The following is an 18427-nucleotide window of genomic DNA, read 5'->3' as shown; positions in this document are numbered from 1 at the left end:
TCGGAGCCGTTGGCCAAGCTCGGAGCAATCACGCCAAGCTCGCGACCCGCGGTGCTCGAGAAGCTGCAGCGCGGAACACAAACCGCCGTCACCCAGCACCCTCCTCGCGTACGTCACCCCAATGGGGGCGACAGCGATAGCACTCCCCGCTAGGGACGACGGGCCAGTACGCGGACCACCGCTCGTTGCGTCCGCAGGGGGGTGAGGGACTGCTGCACGAGTAGGTGACATCTGATCTGTGGTGCCGAGAGGTGCCGCTGGAAGGATGTTGATCGTGCCCAAGCCCTACCCCAAGGAGTTCCGGGACGACGTGGTGAACGTCGCCCGCAGCCGTGAGCCCGGCACCCACCTCAAGCAGATCGCGGCCGACTTCGGGATCAGCGAGTCCTGCCTGACGAACTGGCTGAAGGCCGCCGATGTCGAGGACGGCGTCAAGCCGGGCAGCACCACGGCGGAGAACACCGAGCTGCGTGATGCGCGCCGGCGGATCCGGCTGCTGGAGCAGGAGAACGAGGTGCTGCGCCGGGCGGCGGCCTACCTGTCACAGGCGAATTTGCCGGGAAAATGATGTACCCGCTCGTCCGTGAGTTGGCCGCTGTCGGTGCCCGTGTGCGGGTGCCGGTCGCGGTGACGTGCCGGGTCCTGAAGATCGCCCGCCAGCCCTACTACCGGTGGTTGGCCGACCCCATCAGCGCCGCTGAGCTCGAGTCGGCCTACCGGGCCAACGCCCTGTACGACGCCCACCGCGATGACCCCGAGTTCGGCTACCGGTACCTAGCCACCGAGGCCGCCACGGCCGGGCAGCCGATGGCCGAGCGCACGGCCTGGGCGCTGTGCTCGTCGATGAGCTGGTGGTCAGCGTTCGGCAAGCCCCGCCGCGGCAAGGCCGGCCGTCCCGGACCGCCGGTGCACGACGACCGCGTCCAGCGCGTGTTCACCGCCGACCAGCCGAACAGGCTGTGGCTGACCGACATCACCGAGCACCCCACCGCCGAGGGCAAGCTCTACCTCTGCGCGATCAAGGACGTGCACTCCAACCGCATCGTCGGCTACGCCATGGACGCCCGGATGCAGTCCCGGCTGGCCGTCACGGCGCTGGAGTCCGCGGTCGCCCGGCGCGCGACTGCAGGTGCCGACGTCGCCGGCTGCATCGTCCACTCCGACCGCGGGTCGCAGTTCCGATCTCGGCGCTACGTTCACGCTCTGGGCGCGCACGGGCTGGTCGGATCGATGGGCCGGGTGGGCGCTGCCGGGGACAACGCGGCGATGGAGTCCTTCTTCGCGCTGCTGCAGAAGAACGTCCTGGACCGCCAGCGCTGGGCCACCCGCCAGCAGCTGCGGATCGCGATCGTCACCTGGATCGAGCGCACCTACCACCGCCGACGGCGGCAAGCCGCCCTCGGCCGCCTCACACCCATCGAATGCGAGATGATCGACCACACACCGGCGGCTCAGGCCGCTTAACCCGAACTGTCACCTATCCGTGCAGCAGTCCCTAATAGCCAAGGCCACGGCTGCGAACTCGGCGCCCACGATTCCGGTCTGGCCCTTGCATCGGTGCGCTATGCACTCACAGGCTTGGTCGAAGGTGTCCGGTCAGGTCTGGTGACAAGTTCCTGAGCGAGCTCGCGGGACTCTCGGGCAACCTCCGACTGGCCCGATAGCGCCCGGGACACCCGTGACAGCATCGTCGCTGATCGGTCCTGACCCGACATCAGCGGCGACGGGCGCCCGGCCGGCTCCACCTGCCCGCCTCGACGAGACCGCCCAGGTCAACCATGCCCGGGGTTCAGTCGGTGCAGCAGACCCGTCACCTGGTCACCGGGTTCAAGGTGTCCGCCTTCGACCCCTCGTCTAGGTAGGCGCGCCCGTCAAGATCCTCAGCAGCCGTCACATGGCGGGGCGGTCCACCCGAGCCCTGTAGCCGCTGTTGGTAGCGGTGTGCAGTGCACCGTGGACACGGGCCCCGCTAACTGCCTCGTCGGGGGCGAGCTCTGCATGGGCCTCATCAGCACGAAGCGGACCCCGTAGCTGCCCTCACCCGGGGCAGGAGACAGCCTGCTGGTGGGCCGAGGAAACCGGCTGGGTCGGGTCAGGTCGCGGTGCTGGCGCCCATCTTCAGCACGAGTACTCCGATGACGATGAGCGCCATTCCCAGGATCTGGATGGCCGTCAGGCGTTCGTTCAGGAAGACGGCTCCGATGACTGAGATGGCAACAATCGCCACTGCCGACCACAGGGCGTAGACGACGGCAACATCCAGCCCCCGTTTCAGCACGTGAGAGAGCAGAAAGAAGGACAACGCATAGCCCACGACCACAAATAGGCTGGGCAGCAGGCGCGTGAAGCCCTCGGTCACTCTCAGGAACAAGGTGGCCACGATCTCGACCGTGATGGCCAGCGCGAGAAGACCGTAGGTCACCATCAACGCCCTCAGTCCCTCTCCGTTGCCCTCACAGCCAACACTTTGGCCAGGTTGAACGTAGGACGTGATGCAAAGCCGGACTTTGACGTTGTCCGCCTAAAACGGCACCGGGTTGTCTCATCGGCGCAAGCTCGGGCGTCACGATCAGCCCGGGTGTCGGTCCTGCCGTCGACGCACTGCTCCGCAGCCGCGCCTGCCTGCCCCCGTGCACGACGGCGTGCCCGATTCCGGGCAATTCACGCCTGAATTGGTCGGATGCGGCACAGGCCTGGCCGGCGTTCTGTCGCTAGCGTTCCACTGCAAAGGCCACCGACCGCCTCGTCCTTACTGTGGTTGCGCTGCCCACGCAGGGCCTAACAAGCCAGGTAGGCGGCCCTGCGCGGCACACCGTCGCCAGCTCCGCAGCCGACGAAGGTCGTCGGTTCCCGAACCCGCCGCGTGGACGCGAGGAGCGTGCGATGGGCGACGACCGTCATCGACCGTCCATGACCATTCTCATGACCCCGGACATGTCAAATTTCGCCGGCGACGTCCATGGCGGCACCTTGCTGAAGTACCTCGACCAGGTCGCAACACCTGCGCAACCCGGTACGCCAGAAATTACGCGGTCACACTGTCAGTGGACCAGGGTGTCTTCCCGGAGCCGATTCATGCGGGGAGCTGGTCACATTCGAAGCAAGTGTGAATCGCACTGGGCGGACCTCGATGGAGGTCGCATGGAGTGCTAGGAGCGCCGAACTGAGATAGCAGTAACCGGGGCGCGAATCAGCGCTCTCGACGCGCACGACAGCAGACATGGAGATGAAGACATGACGCACAGCCTGGTTCCGATCGACGACGCCGATGATGGTCGCTCTCATGGCAGCGGCGGGCCCGCTGATGATGGGGCAAATACCGCGGAGGTCCTGAGCGATGGTGCTGGCGAGGACGGCGAGGACGACACGCCCCGTGATCGTCCTGAAAGCTCGAGCTGACGGGCAGGTTCTCCGGCTCGACACCAGGTGCATCGGCCGCCGGTGACGTGCGCGTCGTGCTCCTCACGCCGCTGGGGACACCGCCGCATCTTCCCGACAGCCAGTCACCAGCGCCGCAGGACCCCTCATCTGCACCGATTGCTCAGCTGCATACACCGAGGCGCGGTGTGTAGTTGTGGACTGGCAGATCGTCGGCGGCTTGACCAAAGGCCTCGGGTCGTCAAGCCGTCCAGCTGACCAGGCAGGAGGCATTTGGCCTCCTGCCTGGTCAGTAGGTGAAGGTGCTGACAGTTGTGCGCAGGTCGGCGGCCATGCGGGCAAGTTCATCGACGGCGACTCGGCTTTGACTGAGGATCTGCGTAGTGGTGCCGGCAGCAGTTGAAACCCCGGTGATGTTGGCGGCGATCTCCGTCGTGCCGCCCGCGGCCTCCGCCACGCTGCGCGACATCTCGTTAGTGGTGGCGGTCTGCTCCTCCACCGCCGAGGCGATGGTCAACTGGTAGTCGTTGATCTGCCCGATCACCGTGCCGATGCGGCCGATCGCGGCCACGGCCCCACCGGTGTCTGCCTGGATCGTCTCCACCCGGCGGGCGATGTCCTCGGTGGCGCGGGCGGTCTCCTGGGCCAGCTCCTTGACCTCGTTGGCCACGACTGCGAAGCCCTTGCCGGCCTCACCGGCCCGAGCGGCCTCGATGGTGGCGTTGAGCGCCAACAGGTTGGTCTGCTCGGCGATGCTCGTGATGACCTTCACGACGTCGCCGATCTCCTTGGAGGACAGCCCCAGTTTCTGGATTGTCTGGTTGGTTGCCTCGGCCTCGGTCACCGCGCCGGCGGCGACGCGGGCGGCCTCGTTGGCGTTCTGCGCGATCTCCCGGATCGAGGCCGACATCTGCTCCGCACCCGCGGCGACTGTCGCCACCGAGCGGGACACCTCGTCGGCGGCGCCGGTGACCACCGTGGATTGCACGCTCGTTTCCTCCGCAGAGGCCGAGATCTGGGCCGAGGATGCCGACAGTTCCTCGCTGGAGGCAGCCACTGCCTCAGCCGAGGCAGCGACTGCGGTCATCACCTTCCGCAGAGAACCAAGTGCGCCATTGAGGGCGGCCGCAGTCTGTCCGACCTCATCGCGTGAGGTCACCTCGGTGCACACCGTGAGGTCCCCGGCCGCCAGAGCAACGGCAGCATCACGGACCGTCTGCAGCTGACGCAGCAGCCGCCGTGCGGTACGCAAGGCCAGGGTCAAGACAGCCGCTAGGGCCAGCAGGAGGACTCCTGTGACTAGGACCAAGCTGCGCGAGCGCTGGGAGTCGGCGACATTTTGAGCCTGCTCGACCCGTGTCGCCAACGAGTCGTTAAGTGCTGCGGTCTGTTCGGCCACGGCGTAGAAGACGTCCTGGGTTGGTCCCAGTACTAGGTGTTGCTCGTCATGACGTTGGTGACGCCGGCGTGGAGGCGTGAGGCGGGTGGTCGGTTCCCGGCGGCGGTGTGTGGTCGGTGGTAGTTGTAGTGCACGGTCCAGACCGCGATCGCCTGGGCTCGTTGGGCTTCGGATGTCCAGGTGCGGGCGTAGAGCAGCTCCTCGGCCAGGATCCGCTGGTAGCGCTCGACCTTGCCGTTGTGCTTGGGCGTGAACGGCCGGGTCCGCTGGTGGCGGCTGGCGTCGAACAGTGACCTGGTGAACGCCCCGGCGCGGTAGCAGGACCCGTTGTCGGTGATGACCCGGGTGATGCGGCCGATGCCGTGGGCGCGGAAGAACGCGCGGGCGCGGGCGAAGAACGCGATGGCGGTCTTGGCGGTCTCGTTGGCCAGGGGTTCGGTGTAGGCCAGTCGGGAGAACCCGTCGATGGCCGAGTGCAGGTAGACGTAGCCGGCCTTCTGGCCGGTCTTGGCCGCGGCGGTCTTGGCGCGTGCGGCGGCGCGGTCACCGTCGCTGCCGCGGCCGTGGGCGCGCCATCCGCCGCCGTCGGGGATGCGGCCGACCTTCTTCACATCGACGTGGATCATGTGCCCGGGGTAGCGGGCGGTGATCTTGCCTGGGGCGCGGTTGTTGTCCCCGTCGGGGTCCAGGAAGCGGCGGCGGTTGATGCCCAGTCGGGCCAGCCACCGTCCGACGGTGGCGGCGCTGATGTCCACACCGTCGCCGTTGAGCTCGGCGGTGATCAACCGCGCGGACCACTTCTTCTCCCGCCGCAGCGCCTCGATGCGGGCTACCACCTCGCCTTCGGTCTGGGTGGGGCTGGCGTGCGGGGCGCTGGAGCGGTCCAGCAGCCCGACCTCGCCAAGGGCGTCGTAGCGGTTCTTCCACTTGGACAGGCACTGCCGGGACACACCGGCCTCAGCAGCGATGTGCGCGATCGGACGGGTAGCGCACCGGTCGATCAACCGCAGCCGGCCAGCAGGGGTCAAGGGCGCGTTAGCGTGGGACAAGACGGGTCTCCGGGTCGGTCAGGACGTGTGGTCAGCGCTTCACATCCTGCCGCCGGGGACCCGTCCTACGTCCCGGCCCCTACCGCCCCGCTGTCAACAACCTCATGCACCGCAACAACTAGGGCGTCGCCGGCGGCTAGCCCAGCTGGGGTGTCGAGGGCGTAGTTGTCCACGATCTGGTCATCGATGGCGAAGAAGTCCATCCATGACTGGTTCAACTGGTCGAACGTGTCCTTCTCGGAGGCGGTGAGCAGAGCCCTCGGCATGCTGTCCAGCAGCGGCTGGAGGTCTTGTCCGGCGACCAAGAACCCGGCCCGTGTGACGTTATCCGGCGCAACGGCTGCGGCCAGGCCCAGTCGACGCCTGTCCCAGACATAGGCGGTCTGCCAGGCGCCGATGTCACCGTTGGCGGTGCGGATCTGCTGTGCGATCAGCCGGGCCTCCTGGAGCTCGCTGACTACGTTCAGGCTGCGTTCCGAGGCAGCCAGCCCCTGGAAGGCCGCGGCCCCGACGGCCAGCGCCGCAGCCATGCCGAGAGCTCCAACGGCGAGGACCTGCGTGCGCACACCCATGACCCTCCGGGATCGGGAAACAGTGCGGTCTGACATGACGGAGATCCTTTGGGGCGCGTAGGGGTGAAGGGGAGCGGGACGGGTCGCGTGTGGCCACCCGGTGCGAGGGCTGCGATGTGAGGTTCTGCTCGGTCACCGGCGGCACAGATCCATCTGCGATGAATGCCACCTGGGGCGTGCAGCGCGTCCGGAAGCAGGCGACGGTTAAGGTGCATCCCTTACAGCGCCTTGAGACGCTCTGTGGGGTCGCATGACTGTTCCGACTGTCGGCCAATACTTGCTGGCGGGCCGGGTGCCGCTGGCCAGGACCTCACACTCAGTAGAGAACCCTTCGTGGGATTGAACGGCGGGTTGTCTTCGACGACGCTCGGGTTGGCGACACGCTTGCCACTCCATTCGCGATCAGCGCTTTTGGCCTACCCCACCATTAACGGCAACCAGCGAGTCATGGTTGAGCCGAGATGCACCGAAACAGACCGTTTCTCGGGTTCACTGGACCGCGCCGTCTACGACAAACAGGCGTCCCCTGACACTTAATCGACGAGCAGTCCAGCGATTAACGGTTCGGCCAAACATGCAGCTCAGGAGCCCATAATCGACGGCCGTCTTGGCGCCGATCACATTCATGGACCGAACCGGGTTGCCATGTCGACAATTGCCGGTCGAGTCACCTTCGAACGGTTTCGGATTATGCGACGTCCACTGCGCAGGAAGGTGACAGAAACCACAGGCGCCCTGCTGCGTCTAGGTCTATGGCTGCGGCTTACCAGCGGTGAACGGTGTTATCCGAAATGGCTAACCTTGGAGCACAATTTGCCGGATTCCAGCGGAGCTCGCTGGGGCGGGACGAGCCGGCTCGTCGAGCCGATCGTCTCCATTCCGGCTGCGGGTGGGCGTTGTTCATATCTGACGACGAATCTCGTGGGGGGTCACGATGTCGGGGCAGGTGGTGCTGACCGGCCGCCAGGTTCGCTGATAGGTGCGGTGAGAAACATCGTGTCGGCTGCGGCACCCCACGCGGTGAGCCATGCACTTGTTGCGTCGGCTTTGGCGGGTGCCTGGATCGGGGGCGGTGGATCAGCAGCGCTTGGGCGGCGTGGCCATCGACGCCACCAGGTCACAGCTGCTTTCTCGGGGGAATGCCTGGGTGCGGTTCTTGGGGCAGGTGCCCCGTCCCCGTCACTCATCGGTGAGCACAGCAGCCGAGGTCTCGTCGTGCTGCGCTGCTACCCGAAGGAAGTCCGCTGAGGTGAGCAGCTTGACCCGGGGGCGCCCGGCAACTCGTCCAGCACTTCGTTCTGCCTCATTGATGCGCCGCCATCCTTCGGCGGTGATCAGGTCGGGCTGACGTTGCCTGAGCAGCTGCGCCAGTTGTGCTGGGTCTTGGACGGGGGTCGGAAGGCCGGGCCCGTCGATATCGCTGAGCAGGGAGGCGATGGTCTCGGCGGCGTCGGAGCGGTTGGTGCCGATGACACCGGTTGGGCCTCGTTTGATCCAGCCTGTGCAATAAAGCCCCGGCAAGGGGAGACCCGTTTTGGCATCGACGACTCGCCCACGGTCGTGGGGGATGACGCCGGCGGCGTGGTCGAAGGGCATGCCGGGCACTGCGCGTCCGCGGAAGCCTATGGCGCTGATGACAAGGGACGTCTTGATGGACTGTGAGGTGCCGTCGGGGTGGGACAGCACGATCTCTGAGACTGCCCGCTCGCCGATCAGCCGGGTGGGGGTGAGCCGGTATCGCATCACGATCCGCCGGGGGGCGGTGCCGGTGCGCCGGGTTGCCTGCAGCAGGATTGCGCGCCGGCGCGCGAAGTCGGCCGCCTGCGCGATTCGGGACGTGGTGGGTTTGTATTCTGGGTCAGAAAAATCTGCAGGGTTGGTGACTAGATCGACCTGAGGAAGATGGGACAAGGCGAGCAGCTCTGCGGTGCTGTAGGCGGCGTCGGCGGGCCCTCTCCGTCCGATGACTATGACTTCTTCGATGCCACTGGTCCGCATTGACGCGAGCGCCCGGTCCGATATTGATGTCTTTGACAGCAGAGTGGTCGGCTGGGTGAGGAGGCGTGCTGCGTCGAGCGCGACGTTGCCGTTTCCGATAACCACGGCTGTGGGCCCGGACAGGTTGAACTCGTGTTCGGCGTAATCGGGGTGGCCGTTGTACCAAGAGATGAATTCCCGTGCGGTCACCGACCCCGCAAGACCCTCCCCCGGTATGCCAAGTCGGCGATCCTCTGATGCTCCTGCAGCCCAGATGACGGCGTGGTGGTGACGCTGCAGTTCCTCGACGGAGATGTCTCGCCCGACTTCAACGTTGAGATAGCTGGTGACATTCGGCCGGCGGAGGACTCGATCGAAGGTGTCGCCGATGAGCTTGGTCTGGTCGTGGTCGGGTGCGACGCCGGTGCGGACCAGCCCGTGCGCCATGGGTGTCTTTTCAACAATGGTGACGGAGACGCCCGGGATCTCACTGAGCTGCCCTGCGGCGTAGAGCGCCGATGGTCCCGCTCCCACGATCGCAACTTTGAGGTTCTGTTGTGGCTGTGGCAGCCGGCGCCGCTCAATCGGAAGCGGTTGCACGTCCTTCAGTGGGTGAGCGGTGAAGTAGTCGGCGTTGATGGCCCGGAATTCCGCCTGCGACGGTGAAAGGTCAGCTTCGTGGACGATGGCCTCCACGGGGCAGGCAAAGGCGCAATTCCCGCAATCGATGCATGTGCTCGGGTCGATGTAGAGCTGCTCGGTGGTGGTGAACTCTGGGTCCCCCGGGCGTGGGTGGATGCATTGCACGGGGCACACCGGGACACAAGAGGCGTCGTCACAGCAAGCCTGGGTGATGACGAAGGTCATGCGTGTCCCCCTTGGTGGCACCGTTACCTGTCGTGAGTTCTTGGTTGATGCGGTGCGGTGGCCTTCGTGCGGTGGCGAATAGCTAGCCTGGCTGCCGGCTACCGTTCCCGACGAGGTGGTGATGTTGGTGGCGCCGTCTGCTCTTAGGTCTGCACGGCGACCGGGTCGCCGACGGCTATGGGGCCGGGGTCCAGGACATCGGCGTAGGTCCCGTACAGCACCCCCGGGCCCCAGTCGCTGATCATCGGCCCGCGCAGTCTGCTGATGCGCTGCTGCACGAGCAGGCCGCGATGACCGTCCTCTGGCCGGTATTCCACAGCTATGCAGCGGGGCACCCCGCCGCGCAGTCGAAGCCGACAGGACCCCACGGCCAAGATGCCGTCCCAGCTGTCCTCAATGAACGGGACAGAGCCTAGGTCGAGGGTGAGGTTGAGCCGGAACCGGCGACGGTCCAGTGGATGTCCGTTTAGTTCGGTGCCGAGTGCAGCCAGGGAGGCTGTGGACTGCAGCGTCACCGGGTGGACGTCATGTCCACCACCTGCAACGGCGCAGTGCACTAGGCGCACGTGTCGTCCGGCGACGTCTGAGAGCACCTCATCCCACGGTCCCGGCGCCCACCGGCCCTCGACCATGCGTTCGTCGAACTCGAACGGTCGAACGTCCCCCACGTGGTGGACCGTGGCCGAGCATTCTGTTGTGTCACCGCTGCCCAGTGAGAAGACGCCACTGGAGTGGTCATAGGAAGTCCAATAGCCAAGAAAGGCAGGGTCTCTGGGGACCGAGTAGAGCCGCTCGTCGATGTCGACGAGGAAGAACTCCCGGTTGCCGACGATGCCGGTGGATGCCACGTGGACTGCAGGTACCTGACTGAGCGCGAACCCTTTGGTTGTGGCGATATCCAGCCGGGCGACTGAGCCGAGCACCGCGGTGTGCGATGTCATCGGAGGCCGCCCTCACCGATCATCAGGTGCGCACAGTGTCCATGGCTGCGAGCTGCTTGTGCGACGACCGGTGGGTGAGCTCCCCCGCGCGATCCATCATGACCAACGGTCATCCGCGCAAGGCGCGAAGCACCTGCTCGGGGGTGATGGGGATGTCGTGCAGCACCGTGCCGGTGTGGGACAGGGCGTCATTGACGGCGTTGAGTACGGCGGCGGGTGCCGCGATCAGGCCGGACTCTCCCATGCCCTTGATGCCGCCGGGCGTATGGGAGGAGGGCGTCTCCAGGTGGTGGATCTCGAAAGGGGGCGAGAAGTCCATGCTCGGCATGTGGTAGTCCAGCAGGGTGGTGGTGACCAGCTGACCGGAATCGTCATAGACAAGGCGCTCGAGCAGCGCCGCCCCGATGCCCTGGACGACGCCCCCGCGTATCTGGCCCTCGACGATGTCTGGGTTGATTACCGTGCCACAGTCCTCGACCGAGAAAACCTTCTCCACAGTCACAAAACCGGTCTCTGGCGCGACCTCGACGATCATGGCGTGGCCGCCGTTGGAGAAGATCGGCCGCGCAGGGTCGTAGGCGAGGGTGGCTTCCAGGGTGGGGTCGAAGTCCGCGGGCCAGGCGCTCTGGTCGAAGTAGACCGCGGTGGCCAGGTCGATGATGGACACCGAGGACCCGGGCACGCCCAGCACCACGGCCGCACCGTCGACCAGGTCGATGTCGGCGGGGTCCGCCTCGAGCATGCTCGCCGCTAGCGCAACGAGCTTGGTGCGGATGACGTTGGATGCTCGTAGGACTGCTCCACCGGCGATGACCGCACCGCGACTGCCCACCGTGCCGCTCCCCCAGCCGTAGGTTGTGGATTCAGCGGCTCGAACGGTGATGGCTTCAAGTGGCACACCCAGCGAGTCGGCAACGACCTGGGCCATCGTCGTGCGGTGACCCTGACCTTGGGTGGTAAGCCCGATGGTGACGGTCACGCTGCCGTTGGGCTCCATCTTCACTGTGGCGGTGTCGTGGTAGATGCCCCCGAGGTCGTGGGCCTTGCCCATCGCCGTGCTTTCGCCGCTGCTTTCGACGAAGACGCTCAATCCGAGCCCGATGAAGCGGCCCTCGGCGCGGAGCGCAGCCTGACGCTCGAGGAAGGCCGGGTAGTCGACCATGCGCTCGAGTTCGTCGATGGTCTGCAGCCAGCTGCCTTCGTCGTACACGATTCCCTGCGGGTTGGTCCACGGGAACTCGCGCACCACACTGCGCCGGCGGATGTCGAAGGGGGAGAGCTTGAACGCCCTGGCTGCGTCGTCCATGAGGCATTCACGGACGAGGGTGCCGGCCATGTATCCCACACCGCGGTAGGCCCCGATGGGGGTCTTGTTCGTGGCGGCGGCTTCGTAGGTGAGATCGGCTGCGGGGATGTCGTACACCCCTGTGGGGGTGACCATCGCCGTGCACCATGGCTCGACGCCCATCGACCACGGTGGCTGGTGGTAGGCCCCCCCGTCGCCGGTTGCGCGAATTCGCACACCTGTGGCCCGTGCGTCGGAGTCGAAGGCGTAGGCGATGTCGATGAACTGCTCGTGGGCGTGGGTAGCAGTCATCAGGTTTTCGCGACGGTCCTCGACCCACTTCACCGGCCGGTCAAGCTCGCGGGCCAGCAGCGGCAGCAGCATCTCCTCCGGGAAGATGTGGGCCTTCTGTCCGAACCCACCGCCGGTGTCAGGTGTCAGCACCTCGCACTCGTTCTCCGGGAAGCCGAGGTACGCGGTGAGGCAGTACTTGATGTAGTGGGGCATCTGCGAGCCGGTCCACAGGCGCAGCCGGCGACTGGTCCAGTCGTAGCTGGCGATGACCCCACGGGTTTCCATGGGCCCAGCCGACAGGCGACCGCTGTGGAAGGTCGCTTCGATGACGCGTGCGGCGTCGTTGAATGCGCCTTCGACATCACCGAGGACCTTGCCTCCCCGGAGGGCGACGTTGTCGGGCAGCTCCTCGTTGGCGGACGGGCCGCCTTCCAACGCCGACCGCGGGTGCAGAACCGGCTCAAGCGGCTCGTAGTCCACATCGACGAGGTCGCAACCGTCCTCGGCCACGTACCTGCTTTCCGCGACGACCACTGCGACGGGTTCCCCCACGTAGCGGACGATGTCTCGGGCGAGCAACGGCATCGTGGTGGCGAAACATCCTTCGACTTCCAGCTCCCCGACGATGCCTTCGCAGAACTTCGCGGCATCTTCTCCGGTCCATACCGCGACGACCCCGTCGAGCGCACGGGCCTCGTCGGTGGTGACCCGCGTGATGCGGGCATGAGCAGCAGAGCTACGAACGAAGCAGGCGTGCAGTTCACCGGGCAGAACGATGTCGGCCAAGTACTGCCCGCGACCAGTCAGCAGTCGCGGATCGTCCCCTCGGGGGACGCGGGCGCCGATGCTCCGGGCGGCGATAGAGGGCGACTGAGAGTGCGGGAAGCTCATGACGGCTCCTTGGCCGCGGCCTCTTCGACCGCATCGATGATCGGGGAGTAGCCGGTGCACCGGCAGTAGTGGCCGGACAGCGTCTCAACGATGTCCTCCCGCGTCGGCTGGCCTTCCTCCAGCAGCGCTGTTGCGCTCATGAGGAAGCCCGCTGTGCAGAAACCGCACTGCAAGGCATGGTGCTTTTGAAAGCACGCTTGCAGGGGACTCATCTCCCGCCCGCTCGCCAGGCTTTCCACCGTGCGGATCTTCTTGCCGTCGGCTTGGACGGTGAGCATCAGGCAGGAGCGAGCCGGTTCGTCGTCGATGAGGATCGTGCAGGCTCCGCACACGCCGTGCTCGCACCCGACCTTGGTGCCGGTGAGCCCCAGCTCGTCACGCAGGAAATCCGACAGCGTCAGGCGTGCCATGACGCTGCGCTGATAACGACGCCCGTTGACCTCGACCTGGACTGAGACGTGCTCGGCTGGTTGCGTCATGCCTGACCGGACCTCTCCCCCGCGGCCCGCAGGGCGCGCTGGAACAATGTGGTGGTGATGTCTCGCCGGTAGTCGGCTGATCCGTGGATGTCCGAGGTGTAGGACAGCTCAGCTGCCAGAGCAGTGATCGCGTCGTTGCTGTCGGCGGGGGCACGTCCTTCCAGTGCTGCCTCGGCTTCGGGGGCACGGGTGACGCTGCCGGTGGCCCCTGCGACAGCGAGTCGGACATCGGTGATAAGCCCATCTGACAGCTGGTAGGTCATCGCCAGGATGGACAGTCCGTAGTCACCGTGGCGACGCTGGTGCTCATCCACCCAGATCTCGCGTCCGTCGATGGGCAGTGACACCGAGGTGATGACCTCATCCGGTTCCAGGGAGGTCATGAATGGGCCCATGAAGAGGTCGCCGGCGGAGATGGACCGGCTACCTCCGGTGCCGGTGACCTCGACGTGGCCGTCCATGGCGAGCAGGACTGCGGGCCACTCGGCTGCCGCATCGGCATGGGCCACTGCGCCGCCGATCGTGCCGCGGGTCCGAACCTGGGGATGGGCGATCAACGCGGCGGCCTCGGCGATCGCCGGCGCTACATCTTGAACCAGCGGGGAGCGCTCGATGGATCTATGGGTCGTCATGGCCCCGAGCCGGAGAACGCCCTGGTCGTGGGTGATACCTGTCAGGGCGGGCACTAGCCGCAGGTCGACCAGGGTCGTCGGTGCGGCAAGACGCAATGCGAGCAGGGGTACGAGGCTCTGCCCGCCTGCGAGCAGCTTCGCGTCCTCGTCATCGGCGAGCAGGCTGCATGCCTCAGCCACGGTGTTCGGCGCGGCATAGGCAAATACGGGGGACTTCACTCTCACACCTCCAGTGGGCGGCAACGCGTGTCCGTCGGGCCCGGAAATCCGACAGTAAATCCGGCAACACAGCTATCGACGTTCAGATGACAGACGTTGGTGACCCGCATCACCCGGAATCCGTAAACGGCTGAGGGTTGCGGTGGCCGTTGGCCTGAAGTGCCCCTACCTGCCTGGGGGTTGCAGGCGTGGTTGTTGGCGGCGCTCGGCTCGTGCGGTGTCAGTGAGTGATCGGACTACCCGGCGCCGGGGTCGTGCGTGCACCGCCGGCCCCGGGGTCGTGGCTGCCGTGATTAGAACCGGCGGTCGAGTAGCACGGGGAAGCTCGCGCGTGCAGTGTCGACTCCGCCGAGGTCTAAGACCATGCTGAGGACCTCCTCGGTGTCGCCGGCTTCGGCCAGCACACGACCTTGGGCATCGACGATCATGCTGTGTCCGCCCATCGTGACCCCGGCGTGTGTGCCGGCGGTATTGCACGCCAGGACAACCACTTGGTTTTCCACTGCCCGTGCCTGCGCGAGGACCCGCCAGTGGTCGACGCGCGCTTTGGGCCACGCCGCGACAAGGAACAGCACCTGCATTCCGTTGTAGGTCAGCATGCGGAATAGTTCGGGGAACCGGAGGTCGTAGCAGGTAGCCAATCCGGTTGGCACCGACCGACCCGCCAGGTCAAGCTCCACGGTGGCTACCTGGTCCCCCGCGGTGAGCAGCTGAGGCTCCCCCTCGCTGAAGCCGAACCGGTGCATTTTGCGGTATGTCGCTGTGATCTCGCCGTGGCGGTCGATCACTACAGCGGTGTTGTACAGGGCACTCGAGTCAGCTGGGCGTTCGATTACGGATCCGCCGTGGAGAACCACCTGTGCGTCACGGGCCGCCTCGCGCAGCGCGGAGATTGTTGGTCCCGTCAGCGGCTCAGCCTCCTCCTGCCATGACTGATAGGAGAAGCCGCCGTGAGCCCACAGCTCGGGCAACACCACCAGATCAGCGCCTTGCTGCTGCCGAACTAGATTCGCCACCCGCTCGACGCGTCGAGCTAGAGGTTCCTCATCGCCATAGGCGACCTGCAATAATCGAATATCGGTCGAGGCCGGCGGCGAGCCGCTCAAGCCCTTCGCCTCCCCAAGAGGAATGCGATGGCGGCGCCGAGTACGACCGCGAACAACGGGACCGGCTGCTGCAGCTTGCTCAGCGCGATGCTGCGTGCGAGCGGGAGGATGGCCAGTGCGTCGTCCTCGTCTGCCACGGGTGCTGCGTGGGGCACCTCGGTGGGCACAGACGACGTCACCAGTTGCGGCTTACCCTCGCCCGAGGGCAGCCCGCCGGTAGCGGTCGCTGGCGGCGTGGTCGCCGTCGCGTCCTGATCGCCGGTCTGGTCCTGCTGCACCATAGCTTCCAGGCGGGTGGCGAATGTCTTGAGCAGAGCGGCGCTGACGTCGGTGATGACGCCGCGCCCGAACTGCGCAATCTTGCCCGACAGGTTGAGGTCGGTGATCACCGTGACGTGAGTTACGTCCCCCTTGTCCAGCAGGGTCGCAGTGACCAGGGCCTGCGCGTCACCACCTCCGCGAGCTTCTCGGCCCTTCGCGCTCAGCACAGCGCGGTACTCGCCCTCGTCGAGCTCAAGGAATCGGGCAGTGCCCTTGTAGTTGGCGGTGATCGGACCAACCTTGATCTTGGCCTGGCCGAGGTAGTCATCGCCATCGCGTCCGGTGATGGAGGCACCGGGCAGGCAGGGCCCGACCTTCTCTAGGTCCGAGAGCAGCCGCCAGGCCTCATCTACCGGCACGGACACGTCGAACTCATTGGTCAACTGCATTGTCAACGCTCATCTCTGGTCTGGGGTCGGGACACAGCAGGCTCAACCCGCGACGACGGTGGGCAGGCCGAATCGATTGGCGGGGTCACCAGGTGTGAAGCTGCCGCCGTGCTGCAGGACGTCGGCCATGCGCCGGACCTTCTGCAGGTAAGCGCGTCCAACGGGTAGCTGCTGGGCTTCCCACCGGTTAAGTGCCTCATCAAGGTCGTCCCCGCCATCAGTTAGCGCAGCAACCAGGGCCCAGGCGTCGGCGGCGGCCTTCGCCCCTCCAGCTGCTGCGTGCGGCCGCGGGGTGACAGCCGCGTCGCCGATCAGCACGCACCTGCCCACGCGCATCTGAGGCACGTCTGCATCGGCGATGACCGTGACGAAGGGTTCTTCGGCGGCGTGCAGCAGCTCCACGAAGGTGTTAGTCAGTCGCTCGCTTGCTCGAGAGTGGAACTCGGCGAGCAGTTCTGGCCGCAGGTCGTGGTGGTGGACCGAGGTCGGTCGGCGCACCCCGTTGCGGTCGGTCATCAGCTCGTCCAGTTCGGGCCCAGCGGGGACGTTCCAGTACCACTGGTAGTTCAGTGCCCTCCTGGTGTGCCCGTCTGCATCGACTACCGGGATGGGGTAGGCGATCAGATGCCCGTCGTCCAGGAGGCCGTAGGTGAACGTGTCGTCGAAGAAAGCGCGGGTGGAGGCCGACAGCGCGTCCAGCTCTGCTAGACCACGCCAGGTCACGTAGCCCGCGTACTCGGGGGTGATCCCGAGCAACTGACGACGGCCGGCAGATGCTCCGCCGTCGGCGAGTACAACGAGATCGGCCTGGGCCGTTTCCCCACTGCTGAAGGTGAGGTCGACCTGGTCCCCGTGGTCGACCAAGCGCTCCAGGTTGCAGGAGAAGTGGTAGCGCTCTAGGCCGAAGTTCTCTAGCAGCCGATGGTAGAGAGCATTGTAGGAGGTGAATCGCCAGCTGTCATCGGTCGCACCGATCAGCGCACCGCTGGAGGCGTCGACGTATCTCATGGACGACGAGGGGACGCTGATGTCCTCCAGAGTTGTCGTGGTCCTCTCCAGGAGAAATCGGACGAGCTCCGGTTGTACGACGATGCCCGTGCCTAGACCCGAAAGAGGACCGGGGGAACGCTCATAGACATCGACCTGGTAGCCGGCGTCTCGGAGCAGCCCGGCGGCTGTCATTCCTCCGATCGACCCTCCGACGACGGCGACCCGCGTGCTGGTGGTCCGTCCGCTGGGGATGGTCATGTCGTCGGGTGGAAGGGGATCGCTAGCGGCCGCAGGGGGGCACCGCTAGCGCCGCGGAGCCGGATGGGGGCGGCGATGAAGGCACACTCGTTGACGCCGTCGCGGGCAAGCTCCTCCAGGTCGATCAGTTCGATCATCGGGACGCCTGCTTCGGCGAGGAAGTGGCAGTGCCCGGGCAGCCAGTTGTCTTCCTGCTCTGAAGGTCCGACCTCGACGCATTCCTGGTCGGCGGCGACGGCGGCGATCTTCTGCTCGGTCAACCACCTGGCCGCTGCCAGCCCCACCCCAGGGGGGTTGCCCAGCACCTTGCTGCCGTCGGGCCAGAAGGCCATGCGTCCGGTGCGGATCAAGGCCACGTCGCCGGCCTGCAGCTCGGTCCCGATTCGCTCGAGGCACCCCTGCAGGTCCTCGATGGAAATCGCGTAGGACGGGTCGAGGCAATCCACGCCCTTGAGCCCAGCCACGTCGAACAGCACCCCGCGGGTGACGATCGGGGGGATCTGCTCGGCGCCACCACGGGTCCAGTTCCGGCTGCCCAGGTGCTCATCGACCTTGAAGTTGTTGTAGATCTCGCCGTCGACACCGAAGTGGTTGAGCGCGTCGATGTGGGTGCCGGTGTGGGTGTACATGAACACGACATCCCCCGAGTAGCAGACGTGTCGGTTCACCTCGGATCCCACGCCGTTGAGGTTGTCTACGACCGTTCCCTGCGGGGTGTGGCTCATGAACAGCTGGTAGGCCGGGTCGCCGGCGGCCTGGAAGCTGGGCATGCCGACGAAGTAGTCGATGCTGAGGTCATAGACGCGTCGACCATCTGCTCGAGCAAGCACGTGGGCGGCGCGGGCGGGGTCCAGGTAGTTCAGGGCACCGAGCTGGTCTTCCGGTCCCCACGGGCTTGTCGTGACCTTGATGTTCGCGCGAGCTGGCGCGTCGGTCATCGGGTCTCTCGCTCGAAGTCGACGACCGCTCGGGCGGCGAGCTTGGGCAGTAGCTTGCCGACGACCTCGGCGTGGAAGGGGTCGACCGAGTACTCCTCGAGACCGGCCCAATCGTCGAAGTCGTTGATCAGCACGCCATCCCAGGGCGTCCCGTTTTCGCCCGGGTCGCCGGTGTGCTTGCCCAGCTCCCAGCTGCGGATGCTGGACATGCCCTTCAGCGTGTTGAGCAGGCTGATGACCTCATCGGGGTCGTTGCCTTCGGCGACCTGCCACATGAAAACGTGCCGGATCATGCTGCACTCCTCGAGGTTCGCGACTCCGCCAGTTGCTGGCGGCAAGATGAAGTCTGCGAGGAGCTGTTGCTGGGTCCTATTGCATCCTTCGCACAACTGGGCGCGGGCTTGTCGCAATCGCGCAACCCAGCTGTTGCCTGGTAGCAAAC

16 protein-coding genes are annotated in these 18427 nt (G+C 66.1%); 2 read left to right on the top strand and 14 right to left on the bottom strand.

Annotation, left to right across the window (positions count from 1 at the left end; translation table 11 throughout):
- The first annotated feature begins 274 nt into the window (after positions 1-274).
- Positions 275-1464 (top strand): IS3 family transposase gene (locus tag LFA75_RS13290; RefSeq protein WP_225236059.1). Its coding sequence is split into 2 segments (ribosomal slippage): positions 275-559 and positions 562-1464, totalling 1188 coding nucleotides; the frame shifts between segments, so codons are not numbered across the junction.
- A 628-nt stretch (positions 1465-2092) separates the two neighbouring features.
- On the opposite strand, the gene LFA75_RS13285 is transcribed toward LFA75_RS13290, so the two are convergent.
- A complete protein-coding gene (locus LFA75_RS13285) occupies positions 2093-2425 on the bottom strand; it encodes a DMT family transporter (protein ID WP_225236058.1) in 333 nt (110 codons plus the stop codon).
- Positions 2426-3234: 809 nt separating this feature from the next.
- Between LFA75_RS13285 and LFA75_RS13280 the strand changes: the two genes are divergently transcribed.
- Positions 3235-3399: a hypothetical protein gene (locus tag LFA75_RS13280; RefSeq protein WP_225234105.1), complete on the top strand. Its 165-nt coding sequence runs from the start codon at positions 3235-3237 to the stop codon at positions 3397-3399.
- Between the two features lie 268 nt (positions 3400-3667).
- Here the strand turns inward: LFA75_RS13280 and LFA75_RS13275 are convergent, their stop codons facing one another.
- From LFA75_RS13275 to LFA75_RS13215, 13 genes are all read right to left on the bottom strand, one after another.
- On the bottom strand, positions 3668-4777 hold the full coding sequence (locus LFA75_RS13275) for a methyl-accepting chemotaxis protein (protein WP_318249998.1): 1110 nt from the start codon (positions 4775-4777) through the stop codon (positions 3668-3670).
- Between the two features lie 32 nt (positions 4778-4809).
- Positions 4810-5826, bottom strand: a complete 1017-nt coding sequence (locus LFA75_RS13270; RefSeq protein WP_225234104.1) for an IS481 family transposase — start codon at positions 5824-5826, stop codon at positions 4810-4812.
- A gap of 65 nt (positions 5827-5891) precedes the next feature.
- Positions 5892-6392, bottom strand: a complete 501-nt coding sequence (locus tag LFA75_RS13265) for a hypothetical protein (protein WP_225234103.1) — start codon at positions 6390-6392, stop codon at positions 5892-5894.
- Positions 6393-7577: 1185 nt separating this feature from the next.
- The gene (locus LFA75_RS13260; RefSeq protein WP_225234102.1) at positions 7578-9242 is read right to left on the bottom strand and encodes an FAD-dependent oxidoreductase; all 1665 of its coding nucleotides are present in this window, start codon (positions 9240-9242) and stop codon (positions 7578-7580) included.
- A gap of 143 nt (positions 9243-9385) precedes the next feature.
- Positions 9386-10183, bottom strand: a complete 798-nt coding sequence (locus LFA75_RS13255) for an MOSC domain-containing protein (protein WP_225234101.1) — start codon at positions 10181-10183, stop codon at positions 9386-9388.
- Between the two features lie 109 nt (positions 10184-10292).
- A complete protein-coding gene (locus LFA75_RS13250) occupies positions 10293-12653 on the bottom strand; it encodes a xanthine dehydrogenase family protein molybdopterin-binding subunit (RefSeq protein WP_225234100.1) in 2361 nt (786 codons plus the stop codon).
- Positions 12650-13132, bottom strand: coding sequence for a (2Fe-2S)-binding protein (locus LFA75_RS13245; RefSeq protein ID WP_225234099.1), 483 nt, complete (start codon positions 13130-13132; stop codon positions 12650-12652). The genes LFA75_RS13250 and LFA75_RS13245 overlap by 4 nt, the downstream gene beginning before the upstream one ends.
- Complete coding sequence (locus LFA75_RS13240) at positions 13129-13983, bottom strand: FAD binding domain-containing protein (protein WP_225234098.1); 855 nt, start codon at positions 13981-13983, stop codon at positions 13129-13131. Before LFA75_RS13240 ends, LFA75_RS13245 begins: the two co-directional genes overlap by 4 nt.
- Positions 13984-14276: 293 nt before the next feature.
- On the bottom strand, positions 14277-15089 hold the full coding sequence (locus tag LFA75_RS13235) for a carbon-nitrogen family hydrolase (protein WP_225234097.1): 813 nt from the start codon (positions 15087-15089) through the stop codon (positions 14277-14279).
- Positions 15086-15799, bottom strand: a complete 714-nt coding sequence (locus LFA75_RS13230; protein ID WP_225234096.1) for an SRPBCC family protein — start codon at positions 15797-15799, stop codon at positions 15086-15088. The genes LFA75_RS13235 and LFA75_RS13230 overlap by 4 nt, the downstream gene beginning before the upstream one ends.
- A 42-nt stretch (positions 15800-15841) precedes the next feature.
- Positions 15842-17047, bottom strand: coding sequence for an FAD binding domain-containing protein (locus tag LFA75_RS13225; protein ID WP_225234095.1), 1206 nt, complete (start codon positions 17045-17047; stop codon positions 15842-15844).
- Complete coding sequence (locus tag LFA75_RS13220; protein ID WP_225234094.1) at positions 17044-17985, bottom strand: cyclase family protein; 942 nt, start codon at positions 17983-17985, stop codon at positions 17044-17046. Before LFA75_RS13220 ends, LFA75_RS13225 begins: the two co-directional genes overlap by 4 nt.
- Entirely contained in the window at positions 17982-18278 is a 297-nt protein-coding gene (locus LFA75_RS13215) for a Dabb family protein (protein ID WP_225234093.1), read from the bottom strand. The genes LFA75_RS13220 and LFA75_RS13215 overlap by 4 nt, the downstream gene beginning before the upstream one ends.
- Between the last annotated feature and the right edge of the window lie 149 nt (positions 18279-18427).

Origin of the sequence: Klenkia terrae (assembly GCF_900491935.1) — a bacterium.
In the GTDB taxonomy this organism is placed as follows: domain Bacteria; phylum Actinomycetota; class Actinomycetes; order Mycobacteriales; family Geodermatophilaceae; genus Klenkia; species Klenkia terrae.
Note: the sequence above shows the minus strand (reverse complement) of the source record. Positions and strands in the feature narration are given on the sequence as shown.

Bases quoted from the DNA above. Each gene is read 5' to 3' on its own strand.
- LFA75_RS13250 (WP_225234100.1), bottom strand. From the start codon at position 12,653: ATGAGCTTCCCGCACTCTCAGTCGCCCTCTATCGCCGCCCGGAGCATC.
- LFA75_RS13230 (WP_225234096.1), bottom strand. From the start codon at position 15,799: ATGCAGTTGACCAATGAGTTCGACGTGTCCGTGCCGGTAGATGAGGCC.
- LFA75_RS13215 (WP_225234093.1), bottom strand. From the start codon at position 18,278: ATGATCCGGCACGTTTTCATGTGGCAGGTCGCCGAAGGCAACGACCCC.
- LFA75_RS13285 (WP_225236058.1), bottom strand. From the start codon at position 2,425: ATGGTGACCTACGGTCTTCTCGCGCTGGCCATCACGGTCGAGATCGTG.
- LFA75_RS13220 (WP_225234094.1), bottom strand. From the start codon at position 17,985: ATGACCGACGCGCCAGCTCGCGCGAACATCAAGGTCACGACAAGCCCG.
- LFA75_RS13260 (WP_225234102.1), bottom strand. From the start codon at position 9,242: ATGACCTTCGTCATCACCCAGGCTTGCTGTGACGACGCCTCTTGTGTC.
- LFA75_RS13255 (WP_225234101.1), bottom strand. From the start codon at position 10,183: ATGACATCGCACACCGCGGTGCTCGGCTCAGTCGCCCGGCTGGATATC.
- LFA75_RS13225 (WP_225234095.1), bottom strand. From the start codon at position 17,047: ATGACCATCCCCAGCGGACGGACCACCAGCACGCGGGTCGCCGTCGTC.
- LFA75_RS13245 (WP_225234099.1), bottom strand. From the start codon at position 13,132: ATGACGCAACCAGCCGAGCACGTCTCAGTCCAGGTCGAGGTCAACGGG.
- LFA75_RS13280 (WP_225234105.1), top strand. From the start codon at position 3,235: ATGACGCACAGCCTGGTTCCGATCGACGACGCCGATGATGGTCGCTCT.